We start from the raw sequence: 21,059 nt of genomic DNA on the forward strand, positions 1-21,059 counted from the left end.
GACACCCCCCATGCCCAAGCGCACCGACATCAAGTCCATCCTGATCATCGGCGCCGGCCCGATCGTGATCGGCCAGGCCTGCGAGTTCGACTATTCCGGCGCGCAGGCCTGCAAGGCGCTGCGCGCCGAGGGCTATCGCGTGATCCTGGTGAACTCCAACCCCGCCACGATCATGACCGACCCCGGCCTGGCGGATGCCACCTACATCGAACCCATCACGGTCGAGGTGGTGGAGAAGATCATCGCCAAGGAACGCCCCGACGCGCTGCTGCCCACCATGGGCGGGCAGACCGCGCTGAACACGTCGCTCAAGCTGGCCGAGGCCGGCATCCTGGAAAAATACGGCTGCGAGCTGATCGGCGCGAAGGCCGAGGTCATCGACAAGGCCGAGGACCGCCAGAAGTTCCGCGATGCCATGTCCAAGATCGGCATCGAGAGCCCGCGCAGCGAAGTGGCGCACACCATGCCGGAGGCGTGGGATGCGCTGAAGATCGTCGGCCTGCCCTGCGTCATCCGCCCGTCCTTCACGCTGGGCGGCACCGGCGGCGGCATCGCCTACAACAAGGAGGAGTTCGACCAGATCGTCGCCTCCGGCCTGGCGGCGTCCATGACCACCGAGGTGCTGATCGAGGAAAGCGTGCTCGGCTGGAAGGAATTCGAGATGGAGGTGGTCCGCGACCGCGCGGACAACTGCATCATCATCTGCTCCATCGAGAACCTGGACGCGATGGGCGTGCATACCGGCGACAGCGTGACGATCGCGCCGGCGCTGACGCTGACCGACAAGGAATACCAGCGCATGCGCGACGCCTCCATCGCGTGCCTGCGCGAGATCGGCGTCGATACCGGCGGGTCGAACGTGCAGTTCGGCATCAACCCGGCCGATGGCCGCATGGTCATCATCGAGATGAACCCGCGCGTGTCGCGCAGTTCCGCGCTGGCGTCGAAGGCGACGGGGTTTCCCATTGCGAAGGTCGCGGCGAAGCTGGCCGTCGGCTATACGCTCGATGAATTGCAGAACGACATCACGATGGTCACGCCGGCCTCGTTCGAGCCCACCATCGACTACGTCGTGGTGAAGATCCCGCGCTTCACCTTCGAGAAGTTCCCCGGCACGCCCGCCACGCTCACCACCTCCATGAAGTCGGTCGGCGAGACCATGGCGATCGGGCGGTCATTCGCCGAAGCCTTGCAGAAGGGCCTGCGCGGGCTCGAGACCGGGCTGTCGGGCCTCGATGAGGTGCCGGTGCCGGGCGACGGCTCCGCCCAGGCCTTCCATGCCGCGCTGGCCACGCCGCGCCCCGACCGCGTGCTGATGGCCGCGCAGGCGATGCGCGCCGGCGTCTCGCTGGAGGACATCCACGAGGCCTGCAAGTTCGACCCGTGGTTCCTGCGCGAGGTCGAGAAGATCGTGCTGGCGGAGCACGAGGTGCGCGCGCAGGGCCTGCCGCAGGGCGCCACCGCCCTGCGCCGGCTGAAGGCGCTCGGTTTCTCCGACGCCCGCCTGGCGAGGATCGCCGGCGTGAAGGAAGCCGATGTCGCCGCACTGCGCGGCCGGCTCGGTGTGCAGCCGGTCTACAAGCGCATCGACACCTGCGCGGCGGAATTCGCCTCCGACACGCCCTACATGTACTCGACCTACGAGGGTGGCTTCGGCACGCCCGACTGCGAATCGCGCCCGACCGCGCGGCGCAAGGCGATCATCCTGGGCGGCGGGCCGAACCGCATCGGGCAGGGCATCGAGTTCGACTATTGCTGCGTGCATGCCTGCTACGCGCTGCGCGATGCCGGCTACGAGACCATCATGGTCAACTGCAACCCCGAGACGGTCAGCACCGACTACGACACGTCGGACCGCCTGTACTTCGAACCGCTGACCGCCGAGGACGTCATCGCCCTGATCCGCAAGGAACAGGAAAGCGGCGAGGTGCTGGGCTGCATCGTGCAGTATGGCGGGCAGACGCCGCTGAAGCTCAGCCAGGCGCTGCACAAGGCTGGCATCCCCATCCTGGGCACCTCGGCCGAAGCCATCGACATCGCCGAGGACCGCGAGCGCTTCCAGATGCTGCTGAAAGGCCTGGGGCTGAAGCAGCCGCAGAACGGCACCGCGCGCACGCTGGACGAGGCGATCGTCGAGGCCAACCGCATCGGCTACCCGGTGGTGGTGCGCCCGTCCTACGTGCTGGGCGGGCGTGCCATGGAGATCGCCCACAACGACGAGCAGCTCCGCCGCTTCGGCGCGGAAGCCGTGAAGGTCTCGGGCGAGAACCCCATCCTGATCGACCAGTACCTGGCCGATGCGATCGAGGTCGATGTCGACTGCATCTGCGACAGCGCAGGCCAGGTCTATGTGGCGGGCGTGATGGAGCACATCGAGGAAGCCGGCATCCATTCCGGCGATTCCGCCTGCTCGCTGCCGCCCTATTCGCTGCCGCCGGCGATCGTCACGGAGCTGAAGGCCGAGACGGAGGCCATGGCCCGCGCGCTCAAGGTGCAGGGCCTGATGAACGTGCAGTATGCGGTGAAGGACAACGAGATCTTCGTGCTCGAAGTGAACCCGCGCGCGTCGCGCACCGTGCCCTTCGTGGCGAAGGCGACCGGCGTGGCGGTGGCCAAGATCGGCGCGCGGGTGATGGCGGGCGAATTGCTGTCCGCCTTCAAGCTCGATGACGACGCCGTCTCCCGCCATGTCGCGGTCAAGGAAGCGGTCTTCCCGTTCAACCGCTTCCCCAATGTGGACGTCATCCTGGGGCCCGAGATGAAGTCCACCGGCGAGGTGATGGGCCTCGACCTGTCCTTCGAACGCGCCTTCCTCAAGGCGCAGCTCGGTGCCGGCGTGAAGCTGCCCGAGGGCGGCACCGCCTTCATCTCGGTCAAGGAGACCGACAAGGCCGCGGCCGTGACGATGGCCCGCAGGCTCGCCGAGATGGGCTTCCGCATCACCGCCACGCGCGGCACCGCGGCGCGCATCCGCGAGGCCGGCGTGGAATGCCAGGTCATCAACAAGGTGCTGGAGGGCCGCCCGCATTGCGTGGACGCGATCAAGTCCGGCGACATCCAGCTGGTGATCAACACCACCGGCGGCGGGCAGTCGGTGTCCGACAGCTTCGACATCCGCCGCAGCGCGCTCACGCACGGCATTCCGCACTACACCACGGCGGCCGGTGCAAGGGCCGCGGTGCACGCGATTGCGGCGCTCAAGGCCGGAACCCTTGATGTAGCCCCCCTGCAGGCGTATTTTGCTACGTCGTTCTGACCGTTCAGGGGCCGCGAGAGGCCCCTGACCTGTCTTCCCCCATCGACCGCCAGGCCTGGCTGAACCGGACCCAGCGCCGGTGGGGCATCGTAGTGTTGGGAAGGTTTCGCCGTGCAGAAGTTCCCGATGACCGCCGAGGGCCTCGCGCGCCTCGAGGAGGAGCTGAAGGTCCTGAAGGGCGAGGAGCGCCCCGCGATCATCCGCGCCATCGCGGAAGCGCGCGCCCATGGCGACCTGTCCGAGAACGCGGAATACCACGCCGCGCGCGAACGCCAATCCTTCATCGAAGGCCGCATCGGCGAGCTCGAGGGCATCATCCCGTCCGTCGAGGTGATCGACGTCTCGCGCATCACCGGCGACCAGGTGCGCTTCGGCGCCAAGGTCACCATCGTCGATGAGGAAAGCGAGGACGAGAAGACCTACCGCATCATCGGCCAATACGAGGCCGACATGAAGAACGGGTCGATCTCGGTCACCTCCCCGCTGGCCAAGGCGCTGATGGGCAAGACCGTGGGCGACACGGTCGAGGTGCCGGCACCGGGTGGCGCGCGGTCCGTCGAGATTACCGCCGTGAAGTTCGCCTGAGCCTCCGGCACATCACCGGGCGGCCAGGGCGCGACGGGCAACCGGACGCGCCCTTCGTGTTTTCAGCCACAGAGGATCGCCATGTCCCCCGTCACCGCGCTCCGCACCACCGAGGCCCCCGTTGCGCCAGTGGTCACGCTGGCCGACATCCGCGCCGCGGCGGCGCGCATCCGCGGCGCCATCCTGCGCACGCCGACCATCGAGAACCCGGCGGTCAGCCGCGCCGCCGGCACGCGCGTGCTGCTCAAGCTCGACAACCTCCAGGCCACCGGCGCCTTCAAGGAACGTGGCGCGGCGAACCGCCTGGCGCTGCTGACCGCGCGGGAGAAGGCCGCCGGTGTGATCGCCATGTCGGCCGGCAATCATGCGCAGGCCGTGGCGCGCCACGCGCAGCTGGCGGGCGTCGCGGCCACCATCGTGATGCCGCGCTTCACCCCCGCCACCAAGGTGGTGCGCACCGAATCCTGGGGTGCGCGCGTGGTGCTGCATGGCGAGACACTGGCCGAGGCCGCCGCCCATGCCCATGACCTGGCGCTGCGGGAAGGCCTGGTCTTCGTGCACCCCTATGACGATCCGGCCGTGATCGCCGGCCAGGGCACCATGGCGCTGGAGATGCTGGAGGACGCGCCGCAGGTCGACACGCTGGTGATCCCGGTCGGCGGCGGCGGCTTGTGCGCGGGCACCGCCAGCGCGGTGGCGGAACTGCGCCCCGACATGACGGTGTTCGGCGTCGAGGTCGAGGGCTACCCCGCCATGGTGCAGCGCCTGGCGGGCCAGCCGGTGTCGGTCGGCGGCCCGACCATCGCGGAGGGCATCGCCGTGCGCGACGTGGGTGAATTGCCGCTGTCCATCCTGCGCCGCTGCCGGACCGAGGTGCTGCTGGTGCCCGAACGCGCGGTCGAACAGGCGGTGGCCCTGCTGGCCGAGGGTGCCAAGGTGGTGGCCGAGGGCGCGGGTGCGGCGGGCCTCGCGGCGGTGCTGACCCACCCGGAGCGCTTCCGCGACCGCGTGGTGGGCGTGACCGTGTGCGGCGGCAACATCGATGCCCGCGCGCTGTCCAACGTGCTGCTGCGCCAGCTGCTGCGCGACGGGCGCATCATGCGCCTGCATTTCGACATTCCCGACCGGCCGGGCGTGCTGGCGGATATCGCCAAGCGCATCTCCGACCTCGGCGGCAATGTGATCGAGGTGAAGCACCAGCAGCTGTTCGGCGCGCCGACGGTGCAGAGCACGGAACTGCACCTGATGGTCGAAGTGCGCGATGCCGCCCAGGGCGACGCCATCATCGCCGCCATGGAGGCGGCGGATTATGTCGTGCGGCGGGGCTGAAAGCCCGGGTCGCCGCACGCCAGCACGATGCACGCGGCGGGGCTGAAAGCCCGGGTCGCCGCACGCCAGCACGATGCACGCGGCGGGGCTGAAAGCCCGGGTCGCCGCACGCCAGCACGATGCACGCGGCGGGGCTGAAAGCTCGGGTCGCCGCACGCCAGCACGATGCACGCGGCGGGGCTGAAGGCCCGGTCGCCGCACGCCAGCACGATGCACGCGGCGGGGCTGAAGGTCCGGTCGCCGCGCGCCGCTTCATCGCCGCTTAAGCCGGCGCCGCCATCCTGCCGCCGCGGCGACACGGTTCGGGATGGCGATGATGGCGACGGAACTCGCGGACGGCTTGGGCGGCGAGGCAGGCTTCGGCGAGAACGCGCTGGTCCGCACCGATGACGGCTCCTCCACCTTCATCGACCTGGCCCCCGCGCTGCCGGCGGGGCTCAACTTCTACGGCTTCGTCTTCACCGGCCTGTGGGTGAACAACAACGGCAGCGTGTCGTTCGGCAGCGCCATGTCGACCTTCACGCCCACCGCCATCACCGGCAGCACCGCGAACCCGCTGATCACACCCTTCTGGGCCGATGTCGACACGCGCGGCGGCGCCGCCGCGCCCACGCCGGGCGGCACCTCCAGCGGCAGCAACCGCGTGTGGTACGACCTCGACACCATCGATGGCGTCTTCACCGTCACCTGGGACGATGTCGGCTACTTCAATCGCAAGACCGACAAGGCCAATGCCTTCCAGCTGCGCCTGCACCAGGTCGGCAATGCCGGCGATTTCGACATCGAGTTCCGCTATGAGACCATGAACTGGACCACCGGGGATTTCTCCGGCGGGTCGGGCGGGCTGGGCGGCACGGTGGCGCGCGCCGGCTACTCCTCCGGCAATGGCTTGGATTTCCTGGAACTGCCGCAATCGGGCAACCAGAACGCGGTGCTGGGCCTGCCCTCGGCCAGCAATGCGGGCGAACCGGGCACCTTCGTCTTCGCCATCCGCAACGGCGCGGTGCAGGCGCGCGTGTCGGTCGGCGATGCGCGGGTCGAGGAAGGCAGCGGCGGCAGCCCGACCTATGTGGTGGTGCCGGTCACCCTCTCCGCCCCGGCGGACGGGCCGGTGCAGGTGCGCTACCTGACGCAGAACGGCAGCGCGGTCGCCGGCCAGGACTATGTCGCGCAGCGCGGCACCGTGGTCTTCGCCCCCGGCACCTCGACGCAGGAGATCCGCATCGAGGTCACCGGCGACCGCCGGGTCGAATTGGACGAGACCTTCACCCTGCGGCTCTTCGCCGCGACCGGCGCCGAGATCGCCGACGCGCGCGGCAGCGTCACCATCGCCAATGACGACGGCCTGGCCGTCGCCGACGTCACCGCCATCGAGGGCACCGCCGGCGCGCCCGGCAGCATGGTCTTCACGGTGCGGCTGCTCTCGGCGATGGACACGGCCGTCACGCTCGACTGGGCCACCGCGGACGGCACCGCGATCGCCGGGCAGGACTACGTCGCCGGCGCGGGCAGCCTGACCTTCGCCCCCGGCGAGACCACGAAATCCGTCACCGTCAGCCTGGTCGGCGACGCCGCCAGCGAATCGACCGAGGCGCTGAGCCTGACCTTGTCCAACGCGGTCGGCGCGCCGCTGGTGCGCGCCACCGCCACCGGCAACATCGCCGACGACGACGTGATCCTGATCGACGACGTCACCATCGTCGAAGGCACCGCCTCCACGCCGGGCAGCGCCACCATCACCATCCGCCTGGCCGGGCCGACCGACCAGACCATCACGGTGGACTACGCGACCGAGGACGGCACCGCGGAGGCGGGCGTCGACTACAGCGCGACCAGCGGCACCGCGACCATCGCCTCCGGCCAGTCCAGCGCCACCTTCACCGTCCCGATCCTGCGCGACGGCGATGTGGAGGGCAGCGAGGGCTTCACCATCCGCCTGACCAACGCCTCCGGCGCGGTGATCGGCGACGATGCCGCGCTGGTCGGCGTGATCGACGATGACGGCTTCACCATCACCGATGTCTCCATGGTGGAAGGCACCGGCGGGTCGGTGAACATGACCTTCACCGTGACGCTCGCCTCCGCGCTGTCGAACTCCGCCTCGGTGGACTACGGGACCTCGGACGGCAGCGCGATCGCGGGGGTGGATTATACCGCGACCTCCGGCACGCTGACCTTCAGCGCCGGGCTGACCTCGCGGACCTTCACGGTGCCGATCGCGACCGACAGCGACTTCGAGGGCACGGAGGGCTTCACCGTCACGCTGTCCAACGCGACCGGCGGCAGCGGCATCCGCCAGGGGACCGCCACGGGCGCGATCCGCGACGATGACGGCATCGCCATCGGCGACATCACCGTGGCCGAGGGCACCGGCGGCACCACCACCGCGACGGTCACGGTCACCCTGACCAGCACCGCCTCCCCGGTCACGCTGGACTGGGCCACGGCCGACGGCACGGCGGTGGCGGGCCAGGACTATACCGCCGCCACCGGCACCCTGACCTTCGATCCCGGCGAGACCAGCAAGACCATCGAGATCACCATCGCGCCCGATGCGCTGTGGGAAGCCAACGAGGCCTTCCGCATCGTGCTGTCCAACGCGCAGGGCGCGCCGCTGGTCGATGCCAGCGGGTCCGTCACGATCACCAACGACGACGCGCGCGACGCCCCCGTGGTGAGCGTGCTCGCCGCCCGCCACACCGAGGGCAATGGCGGCGAGGCGGTGATGCGCTTCACCCTCGGCCTGTCCTACGCGATGGGCAACGACGTCACGGTGGACTACGCGACCGCCGATGGCAGCGCCATGGCCGGGCTCGACTACACCGCGGCCAGCGGCACGCTGACCATCCTGGCGGGGCAACTCTCCGCGGTGATCGACGTGCCGATCCTCGACGACACTCTGATCGAAGGGACCGAGGGCTTCGCGCTGCAACTGTCGAACCCGACGGGCGGCGCCACCATCGGCACCGCCCAGGCGACCGGCAGCATCATCGACGACGATGCGCGCTTCGACATCGCCACCGCCGATGCCCTGCTGGCGGAGGGCAACTCCGGGACCACCGCCCATACCTTCACCGTCACGCGGTCGGGGGATACCGCCACCGCCCATACGGTGCGCTGGGCCGTGGCATCCGACGGCGCGCCCGGCGCCTTCGCCAATGCCGACGACTTCGCCGGCGGCATCTTCGCCTCGGGCCGCCTGGTCTTCGCCGCGGGGCAGACCACGCGCACCATCACCGTGCAGGTCGCCGGCGACACCGAGGCCGAGAAGCGCGAGGGCTTCGCCGTGCGGCTGTTCGACGCCAGCGCCGGCGCCACGATCGGCACCGCGCGCGCCGAGGCCGCCATCGGCAATGACGACGCCTACGCAGGCGGCAGCGGCGGCGACAGCCTGCGCGGCGGCCCCGATGGCGAGGTGCTGGACGGCAGCGGCGGCGATGACAGCCTGTTCGGCAGCGCCGGCGCCGACACCATCCTGGGCGGCCAGGGCGACGACCTGGTCGAGGGCGGCGCGGGCGCCGACAGCCTGGCCGGCGGCACCGGCGACGCGGACCTGCTGTCGTATGGCGGTTCGACGGGGGGCGTGACGGTCGACCTGCTGACGGGATCGGCCAGCGGCGGCGATGCGGCGGGCGACAGCCTCTCGGGCTTCGAGGCCGTGCGCGGCGGCACCGGGGCCGACCGGCTGACCGGCAATGACGGCGACAACACGCTGTATGGCGGCGGCGGCAGCGGGGTGGACACGCTGTATGGCGGGCAGGGCGACGACCGGCTGGTCGGCGGCATCGCCCCCGGCCAGGCCGGCGCGCCCGATGGCGTGAACATCATGCTCGGCGGCACCGGCGACGACACCTTCCATGTCGGCCCCTCGGCTGACCAGGTGGTCGAGCTCGCGAATGGCGGCATCGATACCATCATCGCCCTGCGGTCCTTCACCCTGGCCGCGCATGTCGAGGAGCTGGTGCTGATCGGCGATGGCGCCATGGACGGCACCGGCAACGAGATCGACAACGCGCTGCGCGGCGGCGGCGGCGACAACCTGCTGCGCGGGCTGGACGGCGACGACAACCTGACCGGCGGCGCCGGCAACGACACGCTGGTGGGCGGCGCGGGGGCGGATGTCGTCTCCGCCGGCGAGGGCGCGGACCTGATCCGCTACCTCGACCTCGCGGACAGCCCGCGCACGGCGCGCGACAACATCTATGGCTTCGCCAGCGGCGAGGACCGGCTGGACCTGGCGGCGATCGGCACCGCGATGGGCGGCTGGGGCACCGAGCGCTTCGCCCTCGGCGACATCTTCACCGCCGCGCGCCAGGTCGCCTGGGACGCACCGGGGCGCACCCTGCGGATCGAGGCCGATGGCGACCTCGCCACGGTCGAATTGGCCATCGTGTTCAGCGCCGGCACCAGCATCGTGGAATCCGACATCCTCTTCACTTAGGGGAGATCCCGATCCGATCCGGCGACGACGCTCGCGACGCCGGTTCAGCAAGCCGCGGCGACTGCAGACGGGCGCCGGGGCCCGGGGGACTCATCCTGCCGGCGCATCCTTGCGCCGGTGGTCGAAATTCACGCGGTTCAGCTTCATCCGGTGATCCAGGTAGCGCAGCGGTTCGTAGCGCGGCGGCGCGTCCGGCCCGGTGCAGGACGGCACCACGCGGATCACCGCGTCGTTGTCCGGGCCGTAGAAGAACGGGATGGCGTAGCGCGCCTCATGCGCCTGGTTGATCACGCGGTGCGGCGTGGGGGCGAAGCGGTCGTTGGAATAGCGGCCGAGCATCTCGGCGGTGTTCACCACGAAGGTTCCCGGGATGGCGGGCGGGCGGATCCAGCTGCCCTCCTTCGTCCGCACCTCCAGCCCCGGCAGGCGCGACTGCGCCAGGAAGGTGGTGAAGTTGGTGTCGATATGCGGGGCGAAGCCGAATTGCTCGCCATCCACCTCAGGCTGGGGTTCGTAGCGGATCAGCCGCAGCGTGCAGGTGGGGTCCGTGAAGTCACCGTCGAAGTGGTCCGGCGGCAGGTCCAGGGCGGTGGCGAAGGCCGGCAGCAGCCGGTGTGCGAGCGCCTGCATGGTGGCGAAATACGCCATGGTGGCGGCGCGGAAGGATGGCAGCGCGGGCGGCCACTTGTTCAGCCCCGCCATCGGGTGGCCGGCGACGATCTCCGGATCGTCCGGCGTGCGGTCGCGCACGATGTAGAAGCTCTCGTTGCGGTTCGGCCGCTTGTTGGCATGGATGGTCGAGGTGCGGATGGTCTGCGCGCCCATCGGCAGGTAGCCGATGTTGATCTCGCCGACCTTGAGCGCGAGCTTGTCGTCCATCGGCAGGTCGAAGAAGCGCGCGGCTTCCGCGAAGGTGTCGGCCACCATGCGCTCGGGCACGCCGTGGTTGGCCAGCACCAGGAAGCCGGTGTCGCGGCAGGACCGCGCGACGTGGCGCGCCAGCTCCGCCCGCGCGCCCGGCGCGCCGGCCAGGTAGGGGCCGAGGTCGAGCACCGGGATGCGGCCCTCGGGCCCCGGGATGTCGGCGTGCTGGGCGATGGCGCTCATGGGCGGGTCCTCGGCTTGGCCGCGCTGGCGCGGCACCGCAGCCTTCCACGCCCGGCGCGGCGCGCAAAGACCCGCCGTCGCGCACGATCCCGCGCGCGGGAGGGGCGCGCCGCGGCGCGCGGCGACGCGTCCAGGGCCCTGCGCCGGCCAGCATCGCTGCCGGACCGGATGATCCGTCGGATCGGGACGCGCGCTACTCCGCGACGCGGGTCCAGCCGGCGCCGGGGTCGAAGGCGGTGATCGCCGCCGCCACCCGCGCCGTGTCGGGCCCCAGATCCTGCTCCCAGACCGTGCCGTGGTGGCTGGCCAGGAAGGTCTTGATGCCGGAGACGCCATAGCGCGCCGGCGTCGCGATCACCGCCCAGCCGCCGATCATCCGCCCGTTCACCACGTAGCCGACCGCTCCGCCCGGCGCGTCGGCGCCTTGCGATTCCAGGATGCGGAAGGTGTAGCCATGGAAGGGTTGCGGCACATCGCCGCGCCCGCGCGCGTAGCCGCCCGCGCTGGCGGCCGCGAAAAGCGGGCCGAGCGGGCTCGGCGCCTCGCCCTCGGCGGTTGGCCAATACAGCCCGTCGCGCTGCCCCGGCGTCGAGAAGAAGCGCCGCGCATAGGCGCGCAGCGCGCCCTGCCGGCCGGCGCTCGCGGCATAGTCGTCCTGCGCATCGACCAGCGCGCGCAGCGTCTCGATGGTGTCGAGCTCGTTGCGGCCGATGCGGCGGTCGACGATCTCCTGCCCGCCGGCGACCGCATCGAAGCGCCAGGACCCGCCGCGCTGCACCAGCGGCACCGGCAGCGGCCAGCCATCGGCGCCGACCTGCAGCACGGCGCGGTCGGGTGCGGGGCGCAGGATCTCGGCGCGGGCGTCGTATTCGCGCAGGAAGCGTTCGCGCGCGGTGCGGTCGGCCACCGGATCGCCGGACTGCACCAGGCGCCGCCCGGCGCTGCCCAGCACGCGCATGGCGTCACGGTCGCGCCCCGACCGCAGCGCGGCGACCAGCGCGGCCACGCCGTCCTCCGGCGTGCGGAAGGCCTGGGGCGGGATCGGGCGCGGCGCGGCCTGCGGGGCTTCGGCGGCCGCTTCCGGGGCGGGCGCCTGCGCCGCGGCGCCGGTGGCGAGCAGCACGGCGGCAAGGCCGGCGGCGAGCATGGTCCTGGTCATGGCGCGCATCTCAGTGCCTCCCGCCCCGTCCGCCGCCACCGCCACCACGCTGGCCACCACCGGCAGCACGGCCGCCACCACCGCCACCGCCGGCCGGGCGGGCGGCGGCGCGCTGTTGCGCCTGGGCGCGGGCCGCGGGCTGGGCCTGGCGGCTCTGCGCACCGCGCTGGGCCGAGGCGCGTTCACGCCCGCCATCGCCGACGCCCTGGAGGCCCTGCGGGGCCTGGCGTGCCGGGGCCGCCGGGCGCGCCTGCGGGCGGCCGGCGGCATTGTGCTGCACGGCCGGCCGCTGGGCGGCGCCGCCGGGGCGCTGGGCACCCGCGGCGCGATCGGCCAGTGCCTGCCCGCCACCGGGCCGCTGGGCGCCCGCGCCGGGACGCTCGCCCCCACCAGGACGGCGATCCCCCAGGCCGGCACCGCTGCCCGGTGCGCGATCCCCCAGGCCCGGGCGATCCGCGCCGCCGGGCCGGTCTGCACCAGGGCGGCGATCACTACCGCCGGCACCGCTGCCAGGCCCGCGGTCGCCAAGGCCGGGACGGTCGCCGCCCGCGCCGGGCCGGTTGCCGATGCCCTCGCCGCGCTGCGCCTGGTCCACCCGGCCGCGGAACTGGTCGCGCGCCGCCGCCCGGTCGGCGCCGCCGCCGGGGCGCGTGGCGCCGACGCGGTCGCGCACCTCGGTGTTGCGATACGCGACGCCCTGGCGATGCGTGCTGTCGTGCCGCCAGGAATTGCCGCTGATCTGTGTCCGGTTGACGTTGATGTTGTTGTAGCGGTTCGCGTTGACGTTGATGTCGCCGCGGCCCCAGTTCGGGCTGCCCCAGCCCCACAACGACCCCACGATCGCCACGCCCCCCGCGAAGGCCATGCCGGTCAGCAGCGCATTCCCCACGCCCCAGCCGACCGGCGGCGGGAAATAGGTCGGCGGATAGCCCGCATGCGGCCAGGTGCCGAACACCACGTTGGGGTCGTAGGCCGGCACGAAGATCGTCTCGGGCTGGGTCGGCGCGATGGTGATGATCTGCGGCGGCGGCGCCACCACCGCGCCGGCGGCCGGCGCCACGTTCACGTTCTGCGTGACGCTGACCGTCTGCTGCGGGCCGCTGGCCAGCGCGCCATGCGCCTGGGCGCGGCCGCGCAGCACCTGGATGGCGTTCATCACATCCTGCTGCTGCCCCAGCACCGCGTCGCCGACCTGCTGCGTCCAGTCGAGCTGGTCGTTCATCATGCCCAGCACGTCGGGGAAGGGCACCAGGGACTTCACCGACGGGTCCCAGGATTGCGCGTTGAGCGCCTGCGCCAGCGCATCCCCGCGCAGCGCGCCGTTCTGCCCCTGGCCCAGCCAGCGCTTGGCCTGCACCACTTCCAGCGGATAGGTCGCCGCCATCAGCATCTGCATCAGCAGGTCGTCGGGGAACAGCGCGATGGGTGCCAGCAGCTGTTCGAGCTGCGCCTGGGTCAGCAGGTCCTGCTGGGCGCCGGTCGCCACCGGCTGCGGCGCCGCCGCGACGGCCGGCGGCACGCCCTGCGCGCGCAGGCCCGGCGCGACCGCGGCAACGCCGCCGAAGGCGAGCCCCAGCACCATGAACGCCGCGCGGCGCGCATCGCCACGCGGTGCCGGCGAATGGATGGTCGTGTCGCGTGCCATGGTTGCTGCGGTTCCTGTGGCGCCCAGGCGCGATCCTGCGACCCGGCGCACGAAACCGCAAACACCGGGTCGCCCGCGCAGTAACGTTGCGCGGCCGAGCGGTTCACATGGCGCCGTCGATCAGCGCCCCGGTGCTGCGCCCGCGCCCGGGCTCCAGCGTCTTCATGTAGAAGCGCCCGGCCACGGTCTGGCCCTTCACCCGCGCGTAATACGGGTGGCTGCCCCAATGCAGGTAGCCCAGGCTCTCGAACAGCGCGATGGCGGTGGACTGGGTTTCCCGCACGTCGAGGTTGATGACGCGATGCCCCACCGCTGCGGCGCGTTCCTCGACCTTGCGGACCAGCAGCCGCGCCAGCCCGAAGCCGCGCGCATAGGGCGCGATATAGGCGTGGGTGAGCGTGGCGGCGAAGGCCTGCGCCTCGTTGTTGCGGGGCGGGCGGACCAGCAGGGCGGACCCGACCGGGTGGCCGTCCAGCCGCGCCACGAACAATTCACGCTCGGGCACCAGCATCACGCCGCGGAAATGGCGTTCCAGCGCGGCGCGGCCCTGCGGTTCCAGCCAGCCGAAGCCGCCGCCTTCGATGATGGCGGCATCGGTCGCCTCCGCCAGGTCGGCAAGGTCGGCCTCGGACAGCCGCTCCGCGCGCTCGACCGCGAGCGCGCGCCCGGCATTCAGCAGCGCGGAGGCGTTCACGGCTCCCACCTGAGGAAATTCGCCAGCATGCGCAGCCCCACCGGTCCGCTTTTCTCGACGTGGAACTGAAGCCCGGCGAGGTTGCCGCGCGCGATGACCGCGGTCACCGGGCCGCCATAGTCGGTGGTGGCGATGGCATCCTCCGCATCCTCGACCTCATAGGCGTAGGAATGCACGAAATAGACCTGGTCGCCGGGGCGGATGCCGTCCAGCACGGGATGGTAGTCTTCCTCGAAGGACAGGGCGTTCCAGCCCATCTGCGGCAGCGGCAGGGGGGCGCCATCGGCGCCGCGCGGGTCCATCGGGGCGACGATGCCGGGGATCCAGCCAAGCCCGGCGGTCTCGCCATGCTCCAGCCCCGTGGTCGCCATCAGCTGCATGCCGACGCAAATGCCCAGGAAGGGCACGCCCTGGCCGCGCACGCGGTCCTCCAGCGCCTCCACCACGCCGGGCAGGGCATCGAGCCCGCGCCGGCAGGCCGCGAAGGCGCCCTGCCCGGGCAGCACGATGCGGTCCGCCACGCGCAGGTCGGCCGCGGCGGTGACCACGCGGATCACCGCCTCGATCCCATTGTCCTCGGCGGCCTTTTCAAAGGCGCGCAGGACCGAGGCCAGGTTGCCCGACCCCGGATCCACCACCGCCACGCGCTGCGCCATCGCCCTGCCCCCTCAGACCGCCGCGCGCGCCAGGTCGGGGCGGAAGGCGGCGAGGTTGAGGAAGGCCGCATCGGCATTCCGCGCCACCAGCACCGCCGCCGGCCGGAAGCCGCGCAGGCCGAGCCACCAGCATTGCAGGGAACGTGCCTCGAAGCCGATGAACAGTTGCACACCGGCGATCGCGAAGGGCAGCGCCGCCGCCGGCAGCACCGCGCCCATCGCCGCGACCAGCGCGACATGCATCAGCGCCAGCGCGACCAGCCCGTTCGACAGGAACCACAGGGTGGGCACCAGCAGCGCCCCCCAGGCGAAGCCGTCGCGCACAAGCAGCGTCCGGGGCGCCCGCGCGCCGGCGGGGGGCCTCACCTGCACCGTCCAGACCCGCATGTTCAGGCCTCCAGGATGCCCTTGGTGGACGGGATCGCGCCGGCGGCCCGCGGATCGGGCTCGACGGCCGCCCGGAGGGCCCGGGCCGCTGCCTTGAAACAGGCCTCGGCTACATGGTGGGCATTGGTGCCCGCCTTCAAGGTCATGTGCAGGGTGATGCCGGCGTTGAAGGCCAGGGCGCGGAAGAATTCCTCGAACAGCTCGGTGTCCATCTCGCCGACCTTGTCGCGCGCGAAGGGGACCGACCAGGCGAGGTACGGCCGACCCGAGATGTCGATGGCGCATTCCGCCAGCGCCTCGTCCATCGGCAGCAGGGCGGCGCCATAGCGGCGGATGCCGCGCTTGTCGCCCAGCGCCTTCCGCAGCGCCTGGCCGATCACGATGCCGACATCCTCGGCGGTGTGGTGGAAGTCGATATGCAGGTCGCCGGTGGCCGCGATGGTCATGTCGACCAGCGAATGCCGCGCCAGCGCGGTCAGCATGTGGTCGAGGAAGCCGATGCCGGTCGCGACCTGCGCCGCGCCGGTGCCGTCGAGGTCGAGCCCGACGCGGATCGTGGTCTCGGCGGTCTCGCGGGTGATCTCGGCGCGGCGGGGCGCGGGGGGGAAGCCGTCCATGGCCGCTTGTTACGCCGCCCGGGGGGCGGGCCGCAACGCCCCCGCGTCAGGCGGCGCGCGCCACCCCGTCCTCGCTCAGCATGGCGCGCAGCCCCGCCCGGGCCGCCGGGGTGAGGTCGCGGAACACCAGGCCGATCCGGTCGCCCTGGACCGATGCCACGCGCGTCGGCAGCACCGTGGTGCCGACCACCAGCGTGCCGTCCTGGCCCGGCAGGGCGCCGCCCTGCGGCAGGGAAATGCCGGCCCCGCCCTCGGACAGGTCCAACAGGTTGACCGAGACCGCGGCGCGACCCGCCAGTTCCAGCCGCCCGGCGCGGCGCATCACGCGGCGGTCGTGCTCGCGACGGTCCACATCCCCGGTCGAGGTCCGCACGATCCGCACCAGCACGCCGCGCAGGTCGGTCACCGCGCCCTGGGCGTCGCCGGCGGCGGCGGCCATGGCGTGTGCGGCCTCGGCGCTCGCGTTGGTCTCGCCGGCCACGCCGGACATGCGTTCCTCGACGTCGCGCACCGCGGCGGCGGCGCCGGCCACGGCGCGGGCGATCTCGGCGGTGGCGGCGGTCTGCTGGTCCATGGCCGCGGCGATGCCGCCGGCGATGCCATCCAGCGCGCCGACCGACCGCGCGATGCCCTGCACCGCCTCCACCGCCTCGGTCGTGGCGGCGGTGATCAGCGCGATCTGGCGGGAGATGTCCTCGGTGCGCCGCGCGGTCTGGGTGGCCAGCGACTTCACCTCCCCGGCCACGACCGCGAAGCCCTTGCCGGAATCCCCGGCGCGGGCGGCCTCGATGGTGGCGTTGAGCGCCAGCAGGTTGGTCTGGCCGGCGATGTCGGCGATCAGCCCGGCCACTTCGCCGATGCGCGCCACCGCTTCCTGCAGGCTGGCGATGGTGCGGGTGCCGTGGTCCACGCCGTCCACCGCGGTGCGGGCGGCGGCGGCGACATCGGTGATGCGCCCGGCGATGTCGCGGATCGAGGCGGAGAGTTCGTCGGTCGCGGCGGCGACGGTCTGGGTGGCGCCCAGCGCGTCGCGCGTTGCCTCGGCGACCGACCCGCTCTCGGCGCGGATCCGCCCGGTGGCGGCGCCCACCTGCTCGGCGCTGCCGGTGACATTGGCCATCTGGGCGGCGACGCTGTCGACCGCGCCGCGGGTCTCCTCCTCGACGCGCCGGGCCATGTCTTCCAGGGCCTGGCGGCGGGCGTTCTCGGCCTGGCGGGTGGCCTCGGCCTGGTCGGCGCGCAGCCGGGCATTGTCGCGCGCGGCCTGCCGGAACACCTCGACCGTGGCGGCCATGGCGCCGATCTCGTCGCGGCGGCCCGCGCCGGGGGCGACGACGTCGAGCTCGCCCCTGGCCAGGCGGCCCATCGCATCGGTCAGGCGGGAAATCGGGGTGGTCACGCGGGCCAGCACCAGCCAGGCGCCGGCGATCGCGGTGCCCAGCGCGATCGCCATCAGCACCGCCAGGATCGCGACATGGTCGGCGAGTTCGTCGACACCGACGCGGATCGCGGCATCGGCCCGGGCGACCACGGCGTCGGTCGTGGCGCCCACCGATTCGCTGAAGGGGTCGATCGCGGCATAGAGCCTCTCGCGCACCAGCGCATCGAGCGCCGCGGGGTCGCGCGCAGCAACGATCCGGCGCAGATCCGCGACCAGCGTCTCGGCCGCGGCGCGGCGGCGACCGGCCTCGGCGAAGGTGGCGGCGGCATCGCCGTCGAACGGGACGGCGGACAGCGTGGCCCAGCTGCGGCCGATCACGCCGATCGCCTGTTCGAGGGCGGCCGCGCCTTCCTCCCAGGTGAAGTTGCCGTTGCGGATCTTGTGCGAGGCATCGACCACCGACACGGCATAGGCATCGGACAGGGCCTTGAGGTCCTGCAGCGGGCGGATGGTGTCGTTGCGGATCAGCTCCATCCGCCCCGCATCCTCGCGCATGGTCAGCCATGCGAAGACGCCGGTGGCGGTATTGGTGCCGACGATGGCGAGCAGAAGGCCGATCAGGAGCGGGGCGAGCTTCACATGCATGGCGGCTGTCGACGTCCTGGTCGTGTTCGTGAACCTGCAATGCATCACGGCACTGCTTGACGAAACGTAACCGGCGCCGGTGGCGGTCCCCCCGGTTGAGTTGCGCGCCCATGCCGCCCACATTCGTGCGGTCATGAACTCCCCACATCACGATCCCCTCGGGTGGCACGGCACCACCATCCTGTGCGTGCGCAAGGCGGGCCGCGTGGCCATGGCCGGCGACGGCCAGGTCTCGATCGGCCAGACGGTGGTCAAGGGCAATGCGCGCAAGGTGCGCCGCATCGCCCAGGGCCGCGTGCTGGCCGGCTTCGCCGGCGCGACCGCCGATGCCTTCACCCTGCTCGAGCGGCTGGAGGCGAAGCTGGAACGCTTCCCCGACCAGCTGGAACGCGCCTGCGTCGATTTGGCGAAGGACTGGCGGACCGACCGCTATCTGCGCCGGCTGGAGGCGCTGCTGGCGGTGGCCGATTCGAAGCGCAGCCTGCTGGTGACCGGCCAGGGCGACGTGCTGGACCCCGAGGACGGGGTGATCGGCATCGGCTCGGGTGGCAATTTCGCGCTGGCTTCGGCGCGCGCGCTGCTGCCGCTGGAGGGCATCGACGCCGAGGAAATCTGCCGGCGGTCGATGAAGATCGCGGCGGATATCTGCGTCTACACCAACGGCAATTTCGTGCTGGAGAGCCTGGAAGCGCAGGCGTGACCCCCACCGCGCCCAGCGCCGCCTTGCGGATCGCGGCCTGCCGCGATCCGGGAGCGCGCATGCGCGACCGCGCCCAAACCATCAACCGCGCCCGGCTCACCCGTGCATGGCGCGAAGGCAAGCCGCACGGATGTGCGGCGCCCGCCGTCTGAGGGCTTAAAAAATGTCCGAGTCCATCAACCTGTCCCCGCGCGAGATCGTCAGCGAGCTCGACCGCCACATCGTCGGCCAGCAGGACGCCAAGCGCGCCGTGGCCATCGCGCTGCGCAACCGCTGGCGCCGCCAGCAGCTGCCCGAGGGCATCCGCGAGGAGGTGGTGCCCAAGAACATCCTGATGATCGGCCCGACCGGCGTGGGCAAGACCGAGATCGCGCGCCGCCTCGCCAAGCTCGCCAACGCGCCCTTCCTGAAGGTGGAAGCCACCAAATTCACCGAGGTCGGCTATGTCGGCCGCGACGTCGAATCCATCGTGCGCGACCTGGTGGAATCCGCCATCACCATGGCGCGCGAACAGGCGCGCCGCACGGTGCAGGCCAAGGCGGAGCTCGCGGCGGAAGAACGGCTGATCGCCGCCCTGGTCGGCGAGGCGGCGTCCGGCGAAACCAAGATGAAGTTCCGCCGCCTGCTGCGCGAAGGCACGATGGAATCGCGCGAGGTCGAGGTGCAGGTGACGGATGCCGGCGGCGGCATGCCGCTCGGCATGATCGACCTGCCCGGCGCGCAGGGCGCGCAGATGCAGAACATGCAGGACATGCTGGGCAAGATGTTCGGCGGCCGCCAGAAGCCGCGGAAGATGACGGTGGCTGAGGCCCGCATCGCGCTGACCAAGGAGGAAGCGGACAAGCTGCTCGACCAGGATGCGCTGGTGCGCGACGCGGTGCTGAACGCCGAGAACAACGGCATCGTGTTCCTGGATGAAATCGACAAGGTCTGCGCCCGCACGTCCGAATCCGGCTTCCGCGGCGGCGACGTGTCCCGCGAGGGCGTGCAGCGCGACCTGCTGCCGCTGATCGAGGGCACCACCGTCACCACCAAGCATGGCCCGGTGAAGACCGACCACATCCTGTTCATCGCGTCCGGCGCGTTCCACCTGGCGAAGCCGTCGGACCTGCTGCCCGAACTGCAGGGCCGGCTGCCGATCCGCGTGGAACTCGCCGCCCTCACGCGCGACGATTTCCGTCGCATCCTGACCGAGCCTGAGCATTCCCTGCTGAAGCAGTACACCGCGCTGCTCGGCACCGAGGGTGTCACGCTCGACTTCGCCGATGACGCGGTGGATGCGCTGGCCGACCTGGCCGCCGAGATCAACGCCTCCGTCGAGAATATCGGCGCGCGGCGCCTCGCCACCGTGCTCGAACGGCTGCTGGAGGAGGTGTCCTTCACCGCCTCCGACCGCGGGGGCGAGGTGGTGCGGGTGGATGCGGCGATGGTGACGGGGCGGGTCGCGCCGCTGGCCGGCAGCGCGGACCTGTCGCGCTTCATCCTGTAGCACCTGTCCCGATCGCGCCGGGGCGCGCAGCGATGAATCGCGCGCGGGGGTGTCGCGCGAATGGGATGCAAAGCGGGGCGACTTCGCGCATAAGTTGCACACCGAGGAACCCCCGCTGTGCATGGTCCACCGAACGCCACCCTTGCCCTGGCCCGCCGCCCCCTGCTGGCGGCGCTGCCGGCCGCCTGCCTGGCGCCACGCCGCGCCGCGGCGGATGCCGGCGAATGGCGCCGCTTCACCGACCGCTTCCTGGCACCCGACGGGCGTATCGTGGACACCGGCAATGACGGCGTCTCCCACAGCGAGGGCCAGGGCTGGGGGCTGATGCTCGCGGCGGTCGCCAACGACCGCGACGCCTTCGAACGCATCCGCGGCTGGACGCAGCGCGTGCTGAAGCGCCCGCACGACCACCTGCATGCCTGGCGCTTCCGCCCCGGCGCCACGCCGGCGATCGACGACCCGAACAACGCGACCGATGGCGACCTGTACATCGCCTGGGGCCTGCTGCTGGGCGCGGAACGCTGGCGCCAGCCCGCCTGGCGGAACGAGGCAGTGGCGATCGGCCACGACATCCTGCGCCTGACGCTGCGGCGCCCGCGCGGGCTGGCCTTGCTGCTGCCGGGCGCGGCGGGGTTCGACTCCGGCGAGGGCGTGGTGCTGAACCCGTCCTACATCGCGATCCCGGCCTTCGCGGCCCTGGCGCGGGCGATGCCGGAGGCACCGTGGCCGGCGATCGCGCGCGACGGTCTGGAACTGCTGCGGCGCGCCAGGTTCGGCGCCTGGGGCCTCAGCCCCGACTGGGTGCTGCTGCCGCCGGGCCAGGAGCCGCTGCGCCTGCCGTCGCGCTGGCCGCCGCGGTTTTCCTTCGATGCGGTGCGCGTGCCCCTGCTGCTGGCCTGGGCGGGCGAGGCGAACCACCCCGCCGTCGGCGGCGCCGCGGCCTTCTGGTCGGATGCGCGCTGGCCGGC

General features: G+C 72.0%; 15 protein-coding genes. 7 read left to right on the top strand and 8 right to left on the bottom strand.

The genetic code is table 11. The features are described 5' to 3' along the window. Positions 1-10: 10 nt before the first annotated feature. The 4 genes from carB (at position 11) to LQ222_RS22130 (ending at position 9,611) form a co-directional block, all read left to right on the top strand. Complete coding sequence (carB, locus tag LQ222_RS22115; RefSeq protein ID WP_230169021.1) at positions 11-3,256, top strand: carbamoyl-phosphate synthase large subunit; 3,246 nt, start codon at positions 11-13, stop codon at positions 3,254-3,256. A 111-nt stretch (positions 3,257-3,367) separates the two neighbouring features. Next, complete coding sequence (gene greA / locus LQ222_RS22120) at positions 3,368-3,841, top strand: transcription elongation factor GreA (protein ID WP_230169022.1); 474 nt, start codon at positions 3,368-3,370, stop codon at positions 3,839-3,841. 129 nt (positions 3,842-3,970) lie between these two features. Beyond that, positions 3,971-5,170 (top strand): threonine ammonia-lyase, encoded by a 1,200-nt coding sequence (locus LQ222_RS22125; RefSeq protein WP_230169034.1) that lies wholly within the window; start codon positions 3,971-3,973, stop codon positions 5,168-5,170. Positions 5,171-5,486: 316 nt separating this feature from the next. Beyond that, positions 5,487-9,611, top strand: coding sequence for a Calx-beta domain-containing protein (locus LQ222_RS22130; protein ID WP_230169023.1), 4,125 nt, complete (start codon positions 5,487-5,489; stop codon positions 9,609-9,611). Between the two features lie 90 nt (positions 9,612-9,701). Here the strand turns inward: LQ222_RS22130 and LQ222_RS22135 are convergent, their stop codons facing one another. The 8 genes from LQ222_RS22135 to LQ222_RS26255 all read right to left on the bottom strand — a co-directional run bounded on the left by LQ222_RS22135 (position 9,702) and on the right by LQ222_RS26255 (position 17,902). Continuing rightward, complete coding sequence (locus LQ222_RS22135; protein ID WP_230169024.1) at positions 9,702-10,718, bottom strand: isopenicillin N synthase family oxygenase; 1,017 nt, start codon at positions 10,716-10,718, stop codon at positions 9,702-9,704. A gap of 193 nt (positions 10,719-10,911) precedes the next feature. Next, on the bottom strand, positions 10,912-11,877 hold the full coding sequence (locus LQ222_RS22140) for a DUF2950 domain-containing protein (protein ID WP_230169025.1): 966 nt from the start codon (positions 11,875-11,877) through the stop codon (positions 10,912-10,914). Positions 11,878-11,887: 10 nt separating this feature from the next. Next, positions 11,888-13,522 (bottom strand): DUF3300 domain-containing protein, encoded by a 1,635-nt coding sequence (locus LQ222_RS22145; RefSeq protein WP_230169026.1) that lies wholly within the window; start codon positions 13,520-13,522, stop codon positions 11,888-11,890. 103 nt (positions 13,523-13,625) lie between these two features. Next, the gene (locus LQ222_RS22150; RefSeq protein ID WP_230169027.1) at positions 13,626-14,216 is read right to left on the bottom strand and encodes a GNAT family N-acetyltransferase; all 591 of its coding nucleotides are present in this window, start codon (positions 14,214-14,216) and stop codon (positions 13,626-13,628) included. Next, positions 14,213-14,872, bottom strand: coding sequence for an imidazole glycerol phosphate synthase subunit HisH (gene hisH / locus LQ222_RS22155; protein ID WP_230169028.1), 660 nt, complete (start codon positions 14,870-14,872; stop codon positions 14,213-14,215). Before hisH ends, LQ222_RS22150 begins: the two co-directional genes overlap by 4 nt. Before the next feature lie 12 nt (positions 14,873-14,884). Then, on the bottom strand, positions 14,885-15,259 hold the full coding sequence (locus LQ222_RS22160; RefSeq protein WP_230169029.1) for a DUF2628 domain-containing protein: 375 nt from the start codon (positions 15,257-15,259) through the stop codon (positions 14,885-14,887). A gap of 2 nt (positions 15,260-15,261) precedes the next feature. After that, the gene (gene hisB / locus LQ222_RS22165) at positions 15,262-15,876 is read right to left on the bottom strand and encodes an imidazoleglycerol-phosphate dehydratase HisB (RefSeq protein WP_230169030.1); all 615 of its coding nucleotides are present in this window, start codon (positions 15,874-15,876) and stop codon (positions 15,262-15,264) included. 46 nt (positions 15,877-15,922) lie between these two features. Then, the gene (locus LQ222_RS26255) at positions 15,923-17,902 is read right to left on the bottom strand and encodes a methyl-accepting chemotaxis protein (RefSeq protein ID WP_256444054.1); all 1,980 of its coding nucleotides are present in this window, start codon (positions 17,900-17,902) and stop codon (positions 15,923-15,925) included. Between the two features lie 133 nt (positions 17,903-18,035). Between LQ222_RS26255 and hslV the strand changes: the two genes are divergently transcribed. From hslV to LQ222_RS22195, 3 genes are all read left to right on the top strand, one after another. Beyond that, positions 18,036-18,602, top strand: coding sequence for an ATP-dependent protease subunit HslV (gene hslV, locus LQ222_RS22185; RefSeq protein WP_230169031.1), 567 nt, complete (start codon positions 18,036-18,038; stop codon positions 18,600-18,602). Between the two features lie 163 nt (positions 18,603-18,765). Then, on the top strand, positions 18,766-20,091 hold the full coding sequence (gene hslU, locus LQ222_RS22190) for an ATP-dependent protease ATPase subunit HslU (protein WP_230169032.1): 1,326 nt from the start codon (positions 18,766-18,768) through the stop codon (positions 20,089-20,091). Positions 20,092-20,208: 117 nt separating this feature from the next. After that, a partial coding sequence (locus LQ222_RS22195; protein ID WP_230169033.1) for a glycosyl hydrolase family 8 occupies positions 20,209-21,059 on the top strand: 851 nt, incomplete at its 3' end.

It is taken from the genome of Roseomonas sp. CECT 9278 (genome assembly GCF_918698155.1).
Taxonomy (GTDB): Bacteria; Pseudomonadota; Alphaproteobacteria; order Acetobacterales; family Acetobacteraceae; genus Neoroseomonas.